This window comes from Nocardia thraciensis, from assembly GCF_054782435.1.
The window spans coordinates 121669-139541 of the sequence record NZ_BAAGSM010000011.1 but is presented as its reverse complement, the minus strand read 5'-3'; the positions used below and the strand labels follow the sequence as shown (position 1 = coordinate 139541).

Sequence of the window (17873 nt, the reverse complement as noted above, 5' to 3'; positions counted from 1 at the left end):
TCCCTCAGCCGGCCGCGCCGGAGCGGATCGGCTCCGAACGGTAGCGGCTGGACCGGCCGTCGATGCGCAGCGCCTTCCACAGCGCCTTCGACACCGGGTTCATCATCCCGATCTCCTTGGCCAGCGCGCGCACGTCGACGTAGTAGTCGGCGAAGGTCTGCTTGGCCTCCTTGGACCCGTAGAACAGCTCCTTGCGCACCGACTCGGGGATGTCGAACTCGCGGAAGAAGGACCGCGGCGGCGTCGCGATGGACCGGCCGAGGATCCACATCACGATCGGCATCGCGAGCGACAGGACGAATCGGCTGCCCGCGTTCTTCTCCGGAACGTGCAGCTTGAGGAACTCGTGCGCGAAGGAGATGTGGCGGGCCTCCTCGGCCACGTGGATCGCCATCACGCCGCGCATGATCGGGTGCACCTCTTCGCCCGAGCGCAGGATCTGCTTCTGGATGTGGTCGATCGGCTCCTCACCGGCGAGCACGGCCATGAAGAACAGATTCGGGAACATGGCGGCCACCGGCGACGCCAGATGACGGAACTGCCGGGTGATCGGGCCCATGCCGGGCACGTCGATACCGATGCGGTTCACCATCTCCTGGAACATCAGGGTGTGGTTGTGCTCCTCGATCATCTCGTGGGAGCAGTACCGGAACTCGGGCGAACCGTTCGCCAGCGAGAAGATGTACTGCTGCATACCGACGATGAGGATCGACTCGAACTGCAGACCGGCCTTGGCGACATTGGCCTGGCGGTACTTGCCGATCGCGATCTGCTGCTCCTTCGGCAGCGCCCGGTACCACGGGTGGCGGCCGAGCGGGTCCGCGGAGACGGGCAGGATCCAGCGCTCCGGCTTGGACTCCGGGTCGAAGTCCGGATTCTCCCAGTCGATGTCCTCATACGGATCGAAGTGCTTGTTCACCGATCCCTCGGAGAGCAGCATCAGCTTCTGGGCGTACTGCTGAGCTTCTTCGACCACCGGATCGAGGTCGTTGGTAGCGGCAACGGACATCGTCGTCACAGCCTCTCCATGTTGCGCGGGTAACTGTGTCCCATGGTTACACCAACGCCGTCGCGGGTCAATAGAACCCGCCATTCGAGTGCACACTTGTACACCGAACCGAGAGTCGGATGGCTCGTCGACGCAGGTCGGAGCGACACCCCTGAACCGCTACCGCGGGGTAACGTGTTCCGCATCACCTCAGCCCGCCAGGAGGTATGGGCCTGGATCACGAACCGCAGCGGCCCACCTGGCAGTGAGTCCTCAACACGAATACGGGACCCGGGGATCGGTAACGGCTGATCCGGGCTGGCCACCCTTGTTTGTTTTGCCTGCCGCGGGCGGGCAAGTGGACACAGGTGAGCAGGCATGGCGCCAGGAGTGGGCAACGCGCGGAAGCGGAGGAGCGTCCGCCTGCAATAAGTGGGTCACTCCGCCCAGAGGCGTTGACACCCGCCACAACGAAGTGGTGGACGGGGCGCCGAAAGGCGCCTGCCGGCAGTGGGTCAGCGGTAGAGGTGGACCATGCACGCATCCGGGGTCACCGCGGCGATGCTGGCCGCGTCGCCGGCGACCGCGGTGGCGGCGAACAGCGCACCGGCCCCGACCAGTGCGGCCGTTACCGCCGCTCGGCTCAGTCGGCGGCCACGCCCGCCGACGCCTGCCCGGCCGAGGCGGATCTGCCCCACATTCCAGCGGCCGCGGCGGTGCCCCACCGTGCCGAACTCCGCCTCGGCCGCCCGCCGAGCCAGGATCGCCGCGCCCTCCGCGACGGTGCGCTCCGGATCGGGCGCCACGATCACGGGGCGGGCGAGTGCGGCGGCGAGAACCGCCGCCACCTCCGGCGGGCGGGCCGCGCCGCCGATCACCAGCACGCGGTCGACGTCGGCCATGGTGACGTCGGCGATGCGCAGGCACTGGTAGACCACGTCCAGCGACTTGCGCACGTGCGCGGTGCGCAGTTCGGTGATCACCGCGTCGGTGGCGACGTGTGGGGTGTCGGCGGAGCGCCAGTTGGCGCTGCGGGCCATGTACGCGCCGAACGCGCGGCCGCCGAAATCGGTGGAGCGCAACGATTCACCGACGATCGGATCGGTGGGGGAGCCCGCGCCGACGCGGACCAGCGTGACCCGCAGACCCGAGCCGCCCAGGTCGTACACCAGGGCCAGGCCGGGCATCAGCGGACCGCACGCGTCCTCCAGCCACGCCGTGGCCGCGACCGGCTCGGCGGCCAGCGCGGCCTGCCGCAACCCGACGGCATCGAGCGCCTCGCGCAGGTCGGTCACCCGGTGCGCGGGATAGCCGACCGGGTGGGTGACGGTGATGCCGTATTCCGGCTCGGGCGCCGCGCCGAGCACGTCTTCCAGGACGCTCGCGGCAACGGTCGCCACCAGGTCGGCCGCTGACAGGGCGCGGTGACCGACCCGGGCGGTGGGCGCCGAGCGCTGGGTGAGGTCGGCGAAATCGGTGATGGCGCGGCCGTGCTTGGGAATCCGCCCCACCCGGGCCGTGCCGGTGCTGTCGAAGGTGAGGGTGGTGCGCCAGGTGGCGGGCGGACCACCCGGCCGCCGCGGCGCGGACCTGTGCCCCGGCCCGCGCCTACCGCCGCTGCCCTCCGCCACGGCGCACACCGTGTTCACCGTGCCGATACTGACTCCGAGCCCAACCGTCATCACGTCCACCCTCGATCGACGAGCCGTTTACCGAACCGTGATCCGAACCGGATTCAGGCAACCATTGTGCTGAAAGATTGCCAACCACCGGACATGCGATTGTCCGCCGAGCGCCGGTTCTGAGACGGGCTACACATCTCACCCGTGCACCGGGGGTCTACCTGCGCAATCAGCCTTCGTAAGCCACAAGCCGTTGGGACGACGACAGTCCGACAACCGACCTGCACCGATTTGCCAGATTCCGGCGAAAAGCATGCCGGAATGACGGACCGAACCGAGACACTGGAACGACGGACCCGAGCCGACACACCGGAACGACGGACCCGAGCCGACACACTGGAATGACGGACCCGGACCGACACACCGGAACGACGGACCCGAGCCGACACACCGGAACGACGGACTCGGTCGAGACACCGAGCTGCCGGACTCTGGCCGAGACACCGGGATGACGGCTCCGGGGCGGACGCCGGAACCACCGGGACCCCAGGCGGCCACCGCGCAACCACCGGAACCCAGGCGTACGACACCCATCATCTGGACATGCCTCGACGAACTCGGTATCTCCGCCTGCCTCGAGCCCCGTCATCCCGGCACGCCTCGACAACCCGCAATCCCGGCGTAGTCGGACAACCCACCGACGGACGGTCTCGCGAGGAGATCCGCAGGCGGGCACCGGAACTGCTGAAACAGGTCGGCCTGCGCCCCGAACACGCCGACCGCTATCCCGCCGACTTCTCCGGCGGTCAGAAGCAGCGCATCCCGGCGTAGTCGGACGACCCACCATCCCGACATGGTCGAACAACCCGTCGTCCCGGCATGTTTTTGGCCGGGATCACTCGGCCAGGATTTCGCGGACCATGTCCGCTGCCTGCTCCTCCCATTGGGCGTAGGCCTCGGGGAAGGCCGAGGCCTGGGTGGCCTGGGCCGATTGCCACAGCGGGAGGTGGCGGAAGTCCGGGGCGCGGGCGACCAGGGCGTCCAGGAAGAGGCCCGCGGCGCGGGTCGGGTCGGTCAGATGTTCCGGTGCGCCCCAGCCCGTCGACGGGCGCTGCTGGAACAGGCCCAGCGAATCGTGGTCGACGGGCACGGTGAGATTCTCCAGCAGCGATTCCTGCAGCGCGGTGGCCAGGGCGATCACCGCCGCGTAGACGGGCAGTCCGCGCTCGCGCGCCGCCGCCACGATCAGGCGTGCATGATCCCATTGCTGCGGTCCGGGCGTGAAATGTCGCTGGAATCCGACCACCTCGCGCGGCAGCAGTTCTTCGGGTGCGGGACTGCTATAGGAATCGCGTGGAGGTTCGGGCAGCGCGGCCGGGCCGACGGGTATCGGCTCGGCGTATATTCGGGCGAGTTCCGGTTCGTCTGCGATCATACGGTCCGGCCCGGCGTCCGTGGTTCCGCTGATTACCGCCAGCACACAGCAGACGGCCACCACCGCAAGGGATATTCGAGGTATGGGCATGGAATTGGGCAATTCTGTGCATCCGCCGCTCCCCCACTTCGCCCGCATTCACCACAATAATCACGCGGCAGCGGCGGTGGTTACAGGGACTACCCGGGAGAGTGTCGTCCGGGCGATGATATGCGATCGCGCAGCCGCGCGACCCACGAGCTCACGTTCCGATCCACTGCGGAATTACTCGTTTCGCATGCGGGGTATTCGATCACATATTCCGAATCTGAAACGCCATTTACCGTCGGCGTGTCGCACATTCGATACGTCTTCCCGGCATGCTTTTGGCCGGGGTCTCGGTGGATTCCGGCCAAAAGCATGCCGGAATGACCAGGAAGGCTGCGGGGCGCCGGAATCACTAGGAGGGCCATGGGACGCAGGAATGACCAGGAGGCCACGGGACGCAGGAATGACTCGAGAGCCACAAGGCGCGGAATCACTCGAGAGCCACAAGGCGCTGAGTCACTCGAGAGCCACAGGGCGCGGAATGACTCGAGAGCCATAAGGCGCGGAATCACGCGAGAGCCACAGGGCGCGGAATGGTTCGAGAGCCCATGGCGTGCGGGGATGGCCGGTGTTGAATCAAGTCACGGGGAGGTCCGGAATTCGGGTCGCGCGGGCGAACACCGTCTCGCCGTCGGCCAGTCGCAATGCCTCGGCGTCGCCGCGGGTGACCTGGGCGGTGAACAAATCTCCGGTGGCGGCATTGCGCAATTCCAGGCGCACCTCGAAACCCAGGCGCACGATGCGCTCGACGGTGGCGCGGGTGACACCGGCCGATTCGGCGGTGCCCTCGTGCTCGGCCATCGCCATGCTCGGATCGCGGCCGATGCGGATATCGTGGGGGCGCACCAGGTGCCCGTTCAATTTCGCCACCGCGCCCAGGAACGACATGACGAAATCGTTGGCCGGGCGGTCGTAGACGTCCTCCGGGCTGCCGACCTGCTCGATGCGTCCGGCGTTCATGACCGCGATCCGGTCGGCCACGTCCAGCGCCTCCTCCTGGTCGTGGGTGACCAGCACCGTGGTCACGTGCACCTCCTCGTGCAGCCGCCGCAGCCATTTGCGCAGATCCTGGCGCACCTTGGCGTCCAGGGCGCCGAACGGCTCGTCGAGCAGCAACACCTGCGGATCCACCGCCAGCGCGCGGGCCAGGGCCATGCGCTGGCGCTGGCCGCCGGACAGCTGCGCCGGATAGCGGTGCTGGAAGCCGTCGAGGCCGACGATGCCGAGCAGCTCGTCGACCCGCTTGCCGATCTCGCTCTTGGGCCGCTTGCGGATCTTCAGCCCGAAGGCCACGTTGTCGCGCACGGTCATGTGCTTGAACGCGGCGTAGTGCTGGAAGACGAATCCGATATCGCGCTTCTGCGGCGGCACCCGGGTGACATCGCGGTCGGCGATGGTGACGATGCCGGAATCCAGCGATTCCAGGCCCGCGATCGAGCGGAGCAGCGTGGACTTGCCGGAGCCGGACGGCCCGAGCAGCGCGGTCAGCTCCCCGGACGGGATGTCGATGCTGACGTCGTCGAGCGCCGCGAAGCTGCCGTAAGACTTTTTCGCATTGGTCACAGTAATCATTCGCTTGCCTCCGGCAGGGGGATCATTTCGCAGTGCCCCGCTTACGTTCGAGAACGGTCATGAAGAGGAGGGTGACCAGTGCCATGCCCATCAGCAGCGTCGCCGCGGAGTAGGCACCGAAGATGTTGCGGTCGTTCATATATCGCGCGTTGACCAGCAACGTCAGCGTCTGCCCGCCGCCGGGCAGGCCGGTCGCCACCATGATCACCGCGCCGAATTCGCCCAGCGACCGGGCGACGGTGAGCACGACGCCGTAGGTCAGGCCCCAGCGAATGGCCGGGAGGGTGATCCGCCAGAACGTCTGCCAGCGTGAGGCTCCCAGCGTCGTGGCGGCCTGCTCCTGGTCGTCGCCGATCTCGTGCAGGACCGGTTCCACCTCGCGCACCACGTAGGGCAGCGTCACGAAGACGGTGGCGATCACCATGCCGGGCAGTCCGAAAATCACTCGGAAGCCGAGGTTTTCGACATCGCCGAACCAGCCGCCGACGCCCCACAGCAGAATCAGCGAAACACCCACCACCACAGGCGATACCGCGAAGGGCAGGTCCACCACGCCCTGAATCAGGGTGCGGCCCGGGAAGTTTCCGCGTACCAGCGCGATGGCGGTCACGATGCCGAAGACGACGTTCAGCGGCACCACGATCAGCACGATGATCATCGAGATGTTGAACGCGGAAATGGCCGCGGGCGTGGAGATCCAGTCGATGAACTGGCCGACGCCGTTCTCGAAGCTGCGCCACAGGATGATCACCAGCGGCGCCACCAGCAGCCCGAGCAGGTACAGCAGTGCGACGGTGCGCAGCGAAAGCCGGGTGAGGGCGGACAGTCTCATCGCGTCGCCTGTTCCTTGCGGGCGCTGCGGTCGGAGAACAACCGCAGCAGCAACAATGTCACGAACGAAATCACCAGCAGCGCAACCGAAACCGCCGCGGCATTCACCGGGCGATCGACCTCGATCTGCTGCTGGATGTACTGCGAGGCCACCTGCGTCTGCCCGGGGATGTTGCCGCCGATCAGCACCACCGACCCGAATTCGCCGATGGCCCTGGCGAAGGCGAGGCCGCCGCCGGAGACAATCGCGGGCGTCAGCGCCGGGAGCACGATGCGCCGGAACGTCGTCCAGTTGTCGGCGCCGAGCGAGATCGCCGCCTGCTCCACGTCGCGATCGGCCTCGATCAACACCGGCTGTACCGAGCGCACCACGAACGGCAGCGTCACAAACGCCAGCGCCACGACCAGGCCGGGCTGGGTGGCGTTGAGGTGCACGCCGATCGGGCTCTGCGGGCCGTACAGCGAGAGCATCACGATGCTGGCCACGATCGTCGGCAGCGCGAACGGCAGATCGATCAGGGCGTTCACGATGCCCTTGCCGGGGAAGTCGTCGCGGACGAGCACCCAGGCGATGAGCGTGCCCATCACGACATTGAGCAGCGCCACCACCACCGACACCGCGATGGTGACGCGCAGCGCGTCGAGCGCGGCGGGCGCGGTCACGGCGTCCCAGAATCCGGGCCAGCCGTCGTCGAAGGCGTGGAAGGTCAGCGCGGCCAGCGGCAGCAGCACGATCACGCTCAACCACAGCACCGCGGTGGCGATGCCCAGCGGGCCGACCGAGCCGGTCACCCGCAGCCAGGATCGGATGCCGCTGTTGTATCCGGCCGGAGTCGGAGAGGCGGTACTGGTCTCGCTCACTTGGTCGCCTTGTCGTAGATGGCCGCGATGCTGCCGGAGCCGGGCGCGAACAACTCCTTGTCGACCTGTTTCCAGCCACCCAGGTCAGCGATCGACCACAGTTGTCGCGGCTGCGGGAAGTCGTTGGTGAACTCGGCGAAGACCCCCGGGTCGACCGGGCGGAAACCGGCCTGCGCCCAGGCCCGCTGGCCGGACGGGGTGTACTGGAAGTCCTTGAACGCCACGGCCTTGTCCATATTCCTGCTGGTCTTCAGCACGGCCATCGGATTCTCGATCTTGAACGTGGCCGACGGCACGGAGTACTCGATCGGATCGCCCTGGCGCTGCGAGAAGATCGCCTCGTTCTCGTAGCTGAGCAGCACGTCGCCGGTGCCCTGCAGGAAGGTCTCGGTCGCCTCGCGGCCCGACTTCGGCTGCACCTTCACGTGGTCCGGCGTGACCAGCTTGTTCAGATAGTCGAGCCCGGCCTGCGGGTTCTTGCCGCCGTCGCTCTTCGCCGCGTAGGGGGCCAACAGGTTCCACTTCGCCGAACCGGAGCTGAACGGGTTCGGGGTGACCACCTCGACGCCAGGCTTCAACAGGTCGTCCCAGGTCTCGATGCCCTTGGGGTTGCCTTCGCGGGTCACGATCACGACCACCGAGCCGAACGGGATGCCCTTGTTGGCGTCGGCGTTCCAGTTCGAATCCACCAGACCGGCGTCGACCAGGCGGGTGATGTCGGGTTCGACGGAGAAGTTCACGACGTCGGCCTGCGCGCCGTCCTTCACCTTGCGGGACTGGTCGCCGGAGGCGCCGTAGGACGGCTGCACCTGCACGCCCGCCCCGGCCGAGGTCTTGGTGAACGCGGGAACCACCTTGTCGAACCCCGGCTTCGGGGTGGCGTAGGCGTACAGCGTCAGCGTGCCGCCCTTGCCCCCGCCTGATCCGCTGCCGGGGATGTCGCTGGCGCCGCCGCTGCAGGCGCTGAGCACGACCGCCGCCAGCGCGACCAGCGCGGCGACGGTGAGCCGGGGGCTGCGAGACATTCGGATGAACCCTTCCTCTGCCCGCCGGTCGACCGCTGGCGCCGACGGTGAAATTCCGATCTTGCCGCCACGCCTTGCCGTACAACGGATTTCGGCGAACGACTGGCCCGGGGGCCGCCCGTACGGGAAACGCTCGTGAAAGGTGCGTCGGCCAGTCTAGGGCGAGCCGAGCCGCGAGAGCGCGACCGCGCGCTCAGCGACAGTGAATGTCTGCGACCACGAGGCAGCCGACAGCGATCAACGCCAATTCATGGCGGACCTGCGGCACAACACTCGATGACACGGGCAGACTGTAGCAGAGCAGAATGACAACCCGCTAATCATTCGAAAACCGACCGGGGAACCAAATGACCAGTCCGGACCGCATCCGTCGCAGCTTTCCCGGCATCAGCAGCCGCGCCTGGGAGCATCCCGCCGACCGCACCGCGCTCGTCGCGATGCGGTCGTTCACGGGGTTCGACACAATCCTGCGCACGCTGTCGGGTCTGCTCCGCGAGCGCCAGCACCGGCTGCTGTACCTGGCCACCGCGGTGCGGGTGGACGAACGCCAGTTCAAGACGCTGCACGAGCTGCGGGCCGATGCCGTGCGGATACTCGACGCGCCGGTCACGCCGGAGATGTACGTGCTGCAGGATCCGTCCGCCAACGCCCTCACCATCGGCATGGACGAGCCGTTCATCGTGCTCACCACGGGGCTGCTCGAGTTGCTGGACACCGAGGAGCTGCGCTTCGCGGTCGGCCACGAACTCGGCCACGCGCTGTCGGGGCACGCCGTCTACCGCACCATGCTCATGCATCTGCTGCGGCTGGCGTCCGGGATCGGCTGGATGCCGGTGGGCGGCTGGGCGCTGCGCGCCATCGTAGCGGCGCTGATGGAGTGGAGCCGCAAGTCGGAGCTGTCCGGCGACCGGGCGGGGCTGCTGTGCGGGCAGGACGTCGACGCGTCGGTGCGGGTGCATATGAAGCTGGCGGGCGGCGCGATGGTGCGGGAGATGAACCACGCGGCGTTCCTGCAGCAGGCCGACGACTACGACCGCACCGGCGACCTGCGCGACGGCGTGCTGAAGTTGCTCAATCTGGAGCTGCGGTCGCATCCGTTCTCGGTGCTGCGGGCCGCGGAGCTGCGGCGCTGGATCGCCGCCGGAGAGTTCGACCGCATCCTCGACGGGCAGTACCCGCGGCGTGAGCACGACAAGAACACCCGCATCGGTGACGAGATCCGGGCGGCCGCCCGCTCGTATCGGGAGAACTTCGACGCCTCGGAGGACCCGCTCGTCCGCACGGTGCGCGAGCTCGGCCGCGATGTCGGGGCCGCGGTCAGCACCGTGGGACAAGAGGTGGGTAATACCGTGTCGAAGCTCGGGAAGCGTCTGGGCCTATAGGCCCCGGTCGAAGCGTGCCGGGGCGGACGAGGGCAGTACGCCGGGATGGCGAGGCTGGGCCCTTACTCGTCCTCGACCTCGGGCGGGCTCTCCAGCAGGTCGATGATCCACTCCTCGGTGGCCGACTCCTCGCCCTCCTCGTTGGTCTCCTCGACCCGCAGCTGATTGTGCAGCCGCACACCCAAGCCGAGCACCTGGGCCGCCTTCACCATCTCGACGGCCTCCTCCGGGGAGGCGTAGTGGGTGGAGAGCAGGCGCGGTCCCTCATCGAGCTCGTCGGAGTCCAGCATCTGCGCGATCTCCGCGAATTCCTCATCGGTTGGCATGCGGTGCACAGTACCTCAGCGGGTCAACAGCCAGGCGACGATCACCAGCACCAGCAGCGCGACCAGCGCGAGCTGTACGCGGGAGCGCGGCATCACGCCGCCTCTTCGTGCAGTGGGCGCGCGGGCGCGGCCGCGGGCCCGGCATCACCGTCCGCCGCCCGGTCGCGGCCCAACAGCCGCAGCACCAGTCGCAGTACCCGGTCGAGCAGGTACGCGATGGCGAGGCTCACGGGGAGCGCCCCGATCAGGACCACGAGAAACTGCGGAACGAACGGCAGCCCGGCGACCCACAGTTCGAAGCCGTCCCACCAACCAGCGATGCGTTGCACGATCCCAGCGTAATAGCCGTCGAGCCCGCACTGTCCGGCCGTCCCTCCGCGGGCGGGATCCCGGCCAAAAGCATGCCGGGAAATGAAGGTTGCCACGGACGTGCCAGCAATATGAAGATTGCCGCAGAACGTGCCAGGCAATAGAAGCACTACCACGGAACGCCCCAGGCAGTAGAAGCGCTGCCGCGAAACGTGTCGGGCAATAGGTGGGTGTCGCGGGAATATGACTGGGAGACGCGCCCTGCGCTTGTCATTCCGGCGCGCTTTTGGCCGGAATCTGTCCGCGGTCGGTTGGAGGCGGGGCGGATGCGTGGTGGACGATGTGCGTGGGTGGGGCCGATGATGGCTGTATGTCGTCCTACGATGAACCGATTTCCGATGTCCCGGGCAGGATGGCGCCGCACGATCCGCCGGTTCCGCGGGACGCGCTGGAAGACGTGCCCGATGCGGCGCTGGGCGCGGGATACCTCCCGACCGCGGCGGGGACGACGCACCGATCGGTGTATCCGCCGATCGACGACTACGCATTCCTGTCCGACTGCGAGACGAACTGCCTGATCGCGCGCAACGGATCGGTGGAATGGCTGTGTATCCCCCGGCCGGACTCCCCCAGCGTGTTCGGCGCGATGCTGGACCGCAGCGCCGGGCACTTCCGGCTCGGACCCTACGGCGTGAACGTGCCCGCCGCCCGCCGCTACCTGCCCAGCGGCATGATCGTGGAGACCACCTGGCAGACCGAGACCGGCTGGCTGATCGTGCGCGACGCGCTGGTGCTGGGCCCGTGGCACAACAACGACAAGCGCAGCGGCACCTACCGCCGCACCCCGCGCGACTGGGACGCCGAGCACATTCTGCTGCGCACGGTGAAATGCGTGAACGGCGTGGTGGAACTGGAGCTGACCTGTGAGCCGTCCTTCGACTACCACCGCGGCCCGGCCGACTGGCAGTACACCGGCCAGGTCTACGAGCAGGCCACCGCGAGCTGCTCGGACAAGCCGGACAGCCCCACCCTGACCCTCACCACCGATCTGCGCCTGGGGCTCGAGGGCAGGTCCGCACAGGCGCGCACGCGCATGCAGGAGGGCGACGAAGTATTCGTGGCGCTGTCCTGGTCGCCGCTGCCGCCGCCGCGCACCTTCGCCGAGGCCGCGCAGAAGATGTGGGCCACCACCGAGTACTGGCGGCAGTGGATCACGCTCGGCAAGTTCCCGGATCACGAGTGGCGCGGCTACCTGCAGCGCAGTGCTCTCACCCTCAAGGGCCTGACCTACGCCCCGACCGGCGCGCTACTCGCCGCCGCGACCACCTCGCTACCGGAAACCCCTGGCGGAGAACGCAACTGGGACTACCGCTACAGCTGGGTGCGGGACTCCACCTTCGCCCTGTGGGGGCTGTACACGCTCGGGCTCAACCGCGAGGCCGACGACTTCTTCGCCTTCCTCTACGACGTCGCCAAATGCGACGACGGCGAGACGGTGCCGCTGCAGGTGCTCTACGGCATCGGCGGGGAGCGGCAGATCGAGGAGTACGAGCTCGGCCATCTGCACGGCTACGACGGCGCGCGGCCGGTCCGCATCGGCAACGACGCCTATCAGCAGGACCAGCACGACATCTGGGGCACCATCCTGGATTCGGTCTACCTGCACGTGAAATCGCGCCAGCAGGTGCCCGAATCGCTGTGGCCGATCCTGGAGAAGCAGGTGCAGGCCGCCATCGAGCACTGGCGCGAACCCGACCGCAGCATGTGGGAGGTGCGCGGCGCACCCAAGCACTTCACCTCGTCGAAGGTGATGTGCTGGGTGGCGCTGGACCGCGGCGCGAAACTGGCCGACATGCACGGCGAATACGACTACGCGCGCAAGTGGCACGACATCGCCGACGAGATCCGCGCCGACATCCTCGACAACGGCGTGAACGCTGACGGCGTCTTCACCCAGACCTACGGCGGCGACACTCTGGACGCGTCGCTGCTGCTGGTGCCGCTGCTGCGATTTCTGCCGCCCGACGACCCCCGAGTGCGCAACACGGTGCTGGCCATCGCCGACGACCTCACCGAGCAGGGGCTGGTGCTGCGCTACCGCACCGAGTCCACCGACGACGGGTTGTCCGGGGTCGAGGGGACCTTCACCATCTGCTCGTTCTGGCTGGTGTCGGCGCTGGTGGAGATCGGCGAGGTGCAGCGGGCCCGGCATCTGCTGGAGCGGCTACTCGGCTACTCCAGCCCGCTCAAGCTCTACGCCGAGGAGATCGATCCGCGCTCGGGCCGGCATCTGGGCAACTTCCCGCAGGCGTTCACCCACCTGGCGCTGATCAATGCCGTGATGCACGTGATCCGCGCCGAGGAGTCGGTCAGCGCGGGCGACTTCCACCCGGCTCACCGGTCCGGAGGGATATAGCCTCCCGTCGGCGCGCACCGGATGGTCTCGAAGTCGGCCTGGCCGAACCACTCCGGGCGCGCCCGCTTGCGGGCCTGGAACTCGCCGTGCTGCGCCTGCACGGTGACCGGTTGCAGGTCCTCACCGGCGTGGTTCTTCGCGGTGCAGGTGTAGGCCGGGGCGGCCTCCGCGGCGGGGGCGGCCAGCACCGACAATCCCGAGGCCAGTAATAGGACGGCCGGTACCCCGGCCAGCAGTTTGGTACGCACGGCAGCTCCCTCATCGAACAACACTCGGTCCAGCAACTTACCGCAGTTCGCGCATACCGGCAGGGCCCCTCCCTCATTCCGGCATGCTTTTGGCCGGAATCAATCGACGCGGTTGGGATCCCGGCCAAAAGCATGCCGGGATGACGGAGGGGCCCCGCCGGGATGAGGGAGGACTGCACGCCGCGAATCAGGAGGGCTACACGCCGCGGAACAGGACGGCTACACGCCGCGGAACAGGAGGGCCGCAGCCCGCGGAGCAGGAGGGCTGCATGCTGCGGGTCAGGTGGGCTTCTGGTTTAGGCTGCGTCGGCGCGTTCGCGGACGTCGCGTAGGCGGACCAGCGCCTTTTCGATTTCGGTGAGGCGGCGGTCGCGGCTCTGCGGGGAGTGCACGGCCGCGGCCTCCTCGGCGGCGCGCAGCGATTCGTCGACCGAGCGCAGGGTCTGGTTGGCGATCTCGGTGAAATGGTCGCGCAGGGTGCGCTGCACGTTGCGCAGGCGGAACCGCGATTCCTTGCTCACCTGGAAGATCACGTCGTCCATCAGCCTGCCGACGGCCACCTTCGCCTCGGCCTGCCGCCGGTCGCGGCGCATCCTGCGGTCCTCCCACACCGCCTGCACGCCCAGCAGACCCGCGGCGGCGCCCGAATACCAGTTCACCAGCGGCATATTCAGCAGCTGGGTGAGCACGCCGACCATCAGCAGGCCGCCGTAGGAACCGCGCATGGCATTCAGAACCGATTGGATGACACTGACCTTCGCGCTGCCGAGCGGTTCCAGCGAGGCCACCGGTTCGAGCACCTCGCCCGGATTCTCCAGCCGCATATCGGGCAGCGGCACATCCCACTCGGTGTGCGGGAACTTCTCCGACACCTGCTCGGCCAACTCGATCGAGCGGTAGTGCGCGATGACGAAGTTCTCCTCCACCGCCTCGCAGATGCGCGCGTCCAGGTCGGCGCCGAACTCGTGCCAGCGGCGGGACGGGTCGCGGGCGCCGATCTCGGTCTCGGCCTCGCGGATCAGGGTGCGCAGCCGGTGCCGCAGGTCGTGCTCGATATCGGCCATCAGCTCCGAACAACCGTCGGCGAGAGTGACCTGCCAGTTCGCCGAGCGCTGCCGCAGCTCGTCGGCGTCGGTGCGCGCCTTGCGCAACTGCTCGGTGAGCTCGCTGCGGCGGCGCGGATCGCGTAGCGTCTCGGCCTCGGTGCGCAGCGCCATCGCCAGATGGTCGGTGATGGTGCGGATATCGCGCACCGCGGCCTCGCGGGCCACCGCGTCCGCACGGGCCAGCACGTAGTCGCGCAGGTGCTCGATCAGCTGCGGCACACCGGATTCGAGGTCGCGGCGCTCGTCGCCGGAGGCCTGCAGATACAGCGCCGCCGACACCGGCGCGACGGCGAACCCGAGGCCTGCCCCGTCGAGCAGATCCCGGTTGCGCTGCTGCACCTGTGCCCAGTTCGGGAATCGGTCGATCTTGTTGAGGACGCACACCACCGTTGGGCACACCTGCTGGATGCGCTGCAGCAGGGCGATCTGCTCGGGCGAGTACTCGGATCCGGCGGCGGCCACGTACAGCACGGCGTCGGCGGCGGCGATCAGCGACCAGGTGGTGGGGGTGTCGGCGGGGGCGCCGGGCGCGTCCATCACCACGAACCCCTGCGCCAGCAGCGGACTGGGCTCGGTGAACTCCGCCCGGATCACGCCCTCGGCGGCCAGGGCCGGACCGGGGTTCAGCGGATCGACCGCCTGACGCTCGGTGCGGCCCCCGCCGATGGCGCGGACCAGGGTGGCCGTCGGCCGCGGGCCGTACTCGGCGATCGCGGGCACGCTGACCGCGCTGTCGGTCGGGCTGACGACCGTCCCGACCAGGCCGTTGACCAGGGTGCTCATCCCGTTCTTCGGCTCACCCACCACGACCAGGCGCACCCGCGGATCGGCCACCCGGGCCCGGGACATGCCGAGCCGGGCGGACAGGTCGGCCCGCCCGGCGGCGCGGGTCTGCTCGAGCAGCTCGTCGAGCAGTCCGAGCAGCGGCGCCATCGCATCGGGGTGCTTGGCGGCGGCAGCATCCACCGCGGTCACCGAGGGTGCCGTGCCGATGGTTCCCTCGCGGCGCTCGGTCACAGCATGATGTGGTGGTCGATGGGATGGTGCGGCTGCGGGGCGGACGCGTCCGGCAGCAGCGGGGCGGACAGCGCGCCGCTGTCGGCGGAGAGACCCGCGTGCTGGATCGGGGGCCACATCGCCGTGGCGTGCGCGGCGTCGTAATGCGATGCGGCATACGAATCCGCCTCATAGGCAATCGGTTTCACCGGATTTACGCCATTGGGCGACAGATCCGCGGTGGTCGGCGGCTTCACCGGAGTGTGCTGCGGCAGGGTGTGCTGCGTCGAGGCGCCGCCCAGGTCGTCGGGATCCGGCTGCACCGGCCTGCTGATGCTGGGGACCGTCGGAGCATGACTGGGCATCGTGGTCGGCACGGATGTGCTCGGCTCGTGGGAGGGCACGTCCCGGGTGGGGCTGGTGCCCGGCCCGTCGTGGGTTGTCGGCAGATCGTGCGTGGTCGGCCCGTCGTTGGTCGGCGTGGTGATGCTCGGCCCGGCCGTATCCGAGCCGGTGGGACGGTGCACGCCACCGGGCTGATCGGAGTCGGTGCCGCGCGGGCGGGTCACCGTGGGCGCGACCGTCGCATCGTCGGTGTCCTGCGCGCCGCCCGGGTTCGTGGACGTGCCCGGCTTGGTGGTTTCGGGGCGCGTGGTCTCGGGTCTCGTCCCATCCGGCCGGGTGGCGCCGGGCTCCGTGGTGGGCGCGACCGTGGTCGACTTCCCCGGGCCGAAGGTCGGCAGATCCGGCTTGCTCGGGTCGGCGCTGTGCGACGGCGTCGTGACGCCGCCGGAGGTCGGCCCGGCGTGCGGGGTGGTGGACGGGGTGCCGGTCGGCGACGGGGAGAGCGAGGTCGGCGACGTGCCGGACCAGTCGTCGTCGGTCCCCGCGCCGCCGTGCCCGGGACCCGGCTCGTGCCCGGGCAGGTGGTCGAACAGTGATGGCACCGCGCCGCCGGGAGCGATCAGCGGCGACAGTCCCGGATGGACATTCAGCACATCGGCGATCGGGTTCCAGGCCGCGTCGGGCTGATGGGTGGGCTGGATCGGGGTCGCGGCGACCGGCTGCGGGATCATCGCGGCCGGAACCGGCGGTGGCGCCGGGGCCGGGGCCGCCGCGATCGGTTGCGCGACAGCGATATTCGACGCCGGAGCGGGAGCCGCGATCGGGGCCGCGGCGGCCATCGGCGCGGGCGCGGCGATCGGCGCGGCGACCGCCAGCGGCGCGGCCGCGGCGAGCGGCGCCGGAGATACGGCCATGGGACCGGGGGCCATCGCCGGACCGGCGGCCGGAGACTGGCCCGGCATTCCCGGCGCGGCGCCGGGTGCCTGCGCGCCCTGGGCGCCCGCCAGCGCCGAGCCGGTACCCGAAGAGCCCGACTGCTGCACGCCCGCGACCGGACCGCCGCCGTGCGCATGCGCCCCCGCCTGCTGCGCGCCCGGGACGGAACCCGCAGCGCCCGGCGTAACGGCCGCCTGCCCGTCGAGCCCCGCGAGCAGCGGGGTCACGCCGTCCGCCGCCGCGGTGTCGCCGGTGGAGTCGGCGCCGTGCCCCAGCCAGTCACCGAAACTGTCGAGCTGCTGGCCGACGTTGCCGACCGCGATGTCGGCGCTGAGGCCGGAGGTCACCCAGACGCCGTCGAGGCCGATATGGGCGTCGAAGTTCGACTCGGTATGGAAGAACACGCCCGTCAGGGGACCGTCGCCGACGCCGTCGAAGGCGTGACCGGTCTCCGGGCCGGAATCGGACAGCCCGCCGAAGCCGCCCGCGCCCAGGCCGTTCATGCCGGGCAGGTGCAGTCCCTGGGTGCCGGGCAGGCCGAGCCCCGGCCCGAAGGAGGTCGCCGAGTGCGGCACTCCGGCGTACGGGTCCGGGGCGTCGTCCGCGGTCTCGGACCGACCGGCGGACGGCAGCGCGGTACCGGACGACACGTCACCGACCGCGGACTGCGTGGGGTGGCGAAGATATCCGGGCAGGTCGAAGCCTTGTCCTCCGAATCCCTGCCCCTCCCAGCCCTCGAGCCCCGGAAGGCCGGGCAAGCCGAAACCTGGATTGCTGAGCGAACCGAACGGCACCGCGTCGGAGTCTCCGTGCCCGGTTCCCGGGTGCTGGCCCGAGGAGGGCGACTCGTCCCGTTCGGAGGGCACCGTCGGCGAATACCCGTCCCCCAGCGGGGTGGAGTACCAGTAGCCGCCGCCGCTCATGCTGCCGTCGGGCGTGGACATCTGGAATCCGCCCTGCTGCTGCGGGGGCACGGCATGATGCGGCGCGGCCCAGGGCAGCGCGGAGGTGGGAGCGGGCGCGGGTGGGGCGGAACCGCCCAGCACCGGAGGCGGTACGGAGTCCGGATCGGGATCCGGATAGGTGACCACCGGGCTCGGCGCGTCCGGCTGCGGATCGTTGCTGACCCACCCGGCGATGCGGCTGGTGTGCGACTCGTTCGTCGGCGCCGGAGATCCGTTGGAGGCGATCAGTGCCCCGCCGGTGACGTACGCGCCCGCCCTGGCCACGCGGGCGACACCCGTGGCGACACGGTACGCGGTATCTTCCGCGTGATCCCCCGCGCCCGGATCGTCGTCCTCCATGGGCAGGTCACGCGTCATACAAGCTCCGCTCTCGGTTGTCCGGCGTCCGAACCGAACGGGGTATTGCCAAATTCAGATCGCTTT

General features: G+C 69.2%; 16 protein-coding genes. 3 read left to right on the top strand and 13 right to left on the bottom strand.

The window, feature by feature from the left end:
• Window positions 1-4: 4 nt before the first annotated feature.
• Window positions 5-1009: an AurF N-oxygenase family protein gene (locus ACYVLQ_RS05715; RefSeq protein WP_460696428.1), complete on the bottom strand. Its 1005-nt coding sequence runs from the start codon at window positions 1007-1009 to the stop codon at window positions 5-7.
• A 494-nt stretch (window positions 1010-1503) separates the two neighbouring features.
• Window positions 1504-2670: an Hsp70 family protein gene (locus ACYVLQ_RS05710; RefSeq protein ID WP_460696306.1), complete on the bottom strand. Its 1167-nt coding sequence runs from the start codon at window positions 2668-2670 to the stop codon at window positions 1504-1506.
• Between the two features lie 543 nt (window positions 2671-3213).
• Between ACYVLQ_RS05710 and ACYVLQ_RS05705 the strand changes: the two genes are divergently transcribed.
• Entirely contained in the window at window positions 3214-3441 is a 228-nt protein-coding gene (locus tag ACYVLQ_RS05705; protein WP_460696435.1) for a hypothetical protein, read from the top strand.
• A gap of 64 nt (window positions 3442-3505) precedes the next feature.
• Here the strand turns inward: ACYVLQ_RS05705 and ACYVLQ_RS05700 are convergent, their stop codons facing one another.
• The 6 genes from ACYVLQ_RS05700 to ACYVLQ_RS05675 all read right to left on the bottom strand — a co-directional run bounded on the left by ACYVLQ_RS05700 (window position 3506) and on the right by ACYVLQ_RS05675 (window position 8704).
• The gene (locus tag ACYVLQ_RS05700) at window positions 3506-4045 is read right to left on the bottom strand and encodes a hypothetical protein (RefSeq protein ID WP_460696305.1); all 540 of its coding nucleotides are present in this window, start codon (window positions 4043-4045) and stop codon (window positions 3506-3508) included.
• Between the two features lie 663 nt (window positions 4046-4708).
• Window positions 4709-5704 carry a sulfate/molybdate ABC transporter ATP-binding protein gene (locus ACYVLQ_RS05695; protein ID WP_460696304.1) on the bottom strand — a complete coding sequence of 332 codons (996 nt, stop codon included), beginning with the start codon at window positions 5702-5704 and terminating at the stop codon, window positions 4709-4711.
• A 22-nt stretch (window positions 5705-5726) separates the two neighbouring features.
• A complete protein-coding gene (locus ACYVLQ_RS05690) occupies window positions 5727-6536 on the bottom strand; it encodes a sulfate ABC transporter permease (protein WP_460696303.1) in 810 nt (269 codons plus the stop codon).
• Window positions 6533-7345 (bottom strand): sulfate ABC transporter permease subunit CysT, encoded by an 813-nt coding sequence (cysT, locus tag ACYVLQ_RS05685; RefSeq protein ID WP_460696427.1) that lies wholly within the window; start codon window positions 7343-7345, stop codon window positions 6533-6535. Before cysT ends, ACYVLQ_RS05690 begins: the two co-directional genes overlap by 4 nt.
• 47 nt (window positions 7346-7392) lie before the next feature.
• Window positions 7393-8421 (bottom strand): sulfate ABC transporter substrate-binding protein, encoded by a 1029-nt coding sequence (locus ACYVLQ_RS05680; RefSeq protein ID WP_460696302.1) that lies wholly within the window; start codon window positions 8419-8421, stop codon window positions 7393-7395.
• A 193-nt stretch (window positions 8422-8614) separates the two neighbouring features.
• Entirely contained in the window at window positions 8615-8704 is a 90-nt protein-coding gene (locus ACYVLQ_RS05675; protein WP_324192512.1) for an Ms4533A family Cys-rich leader peptide, read from the bottom strand.
• 64 nt (window positions 8705-8768) lie between these two features.
• On the opposite strand from ACYVLQ_RS05675, the gene ACYVLQ_RS05670 reads away from it, so the two are divergent.
• On the top strand, window positions 8769-9803 hold the full coding sequence (locus ACYVLQ_RS05670) for a M48 family metallopeptidase (protein WP_460696301.1): 1035 nt from the start codon (window positions 8769-8771) through the stop codon (window positions 9801-9803).
• Between the two features lie 62 nt (window positions 9804-9865).
• Here ACYVLQ_RS05670 and ACYVLQ_RS05665 read toward each other — a convergent pair whose 3' ends face one another.
• Both ACYVLQ_RS05665 and ACYVLQ_RS05660 read right to left on the bottom strand, forming a co-directional pair.
• The gene (locus ACYVLQ_RS05665; RefSeq protein WP_147288866.1) at window positions 9866-10129 is read right to left on the bottom strand and encodes a hypothetical protein; all 264 of its coding nucleotides are present in this window, start codon (window positions 10127-10129) and stop codon (window positions 9866-9868) included.
• 92 nt (window positions 10130-10221) lie between these two features.
• Window positions 10222-10458, bottom strand: coding sequence for a hypothetical protein (locus ACYVLQ_RS05660; protein ID WP_460696300.1), 237 nt, complete (start codon window positions 10456-10458; stop codon window positions 10222-10224).
• 350 nt (window positions 10459-10808) lie between these two features.
• Between ACYVLQ_RS05660 and ACYVLQ_RS05655 the strand changes: the two genes are divergently transcribed.
• On the top strand, window positions 10809-12854 hold the full coding sequence (locus tag ACYVLQ_RS05655) for a glycoside hydrolase family 15 protein (protein WP_460696299.1): 2046 nt from the start codon (window positions 10809-10811) through the stop codon (window positions 12852-12854).
• Here ACYVLQ_RS05655 and ACYVLQ_RS05650 read toward each other — a convergent pair.
• The 3 genes from ACYVLQ_RS05650 to ACYVLQ_RS05640 form a co-directional block, all read right to left on the bottom strand.
• On the bottom strand, window positions 12833-13102 hold the full coding sequence (locus ACYVLQ_RS05650; protein WP_460696298.1) for a hypothetical protein: 270 nt from the start codon (window positions 13100-13102) through the stop codon (window positions 12833-12835). The genes ACYVLQ_RS05655 and ACYVLQ_RS05650 overlap by 22 nt on opposite strands.
• 296 nt (window positions 13103-13398) lie before the next feature.
• On the bottom strand, window positions 13399-15225 hold the full coding sequence (locus ACYVLQ_RS05645) for a P-loop NTPase family protein (protein ID WP_460696297.1): 1827 nt from the start codon (window positions 15223-15225) through the stop codon (window positions 13399-13401).
• Window positions 15222-17807, bottom strand: coding sequence for a hypothetical protein (locus ACYVLQ_RS05640; RefSeq protein ID WP_460696296.1), 2586 nt, complete (start codon window positions 17805-17807; stop codon window positions 15222-15224). The genes ACYVLQ_RS05645 and ACYVLQ_RS05640 overlap by 4 nt, the downstream gene beginning before the upstream one ends.
• Between the last annotated feature and the right edge of the window lie 66 nt (window positions 17808-17873).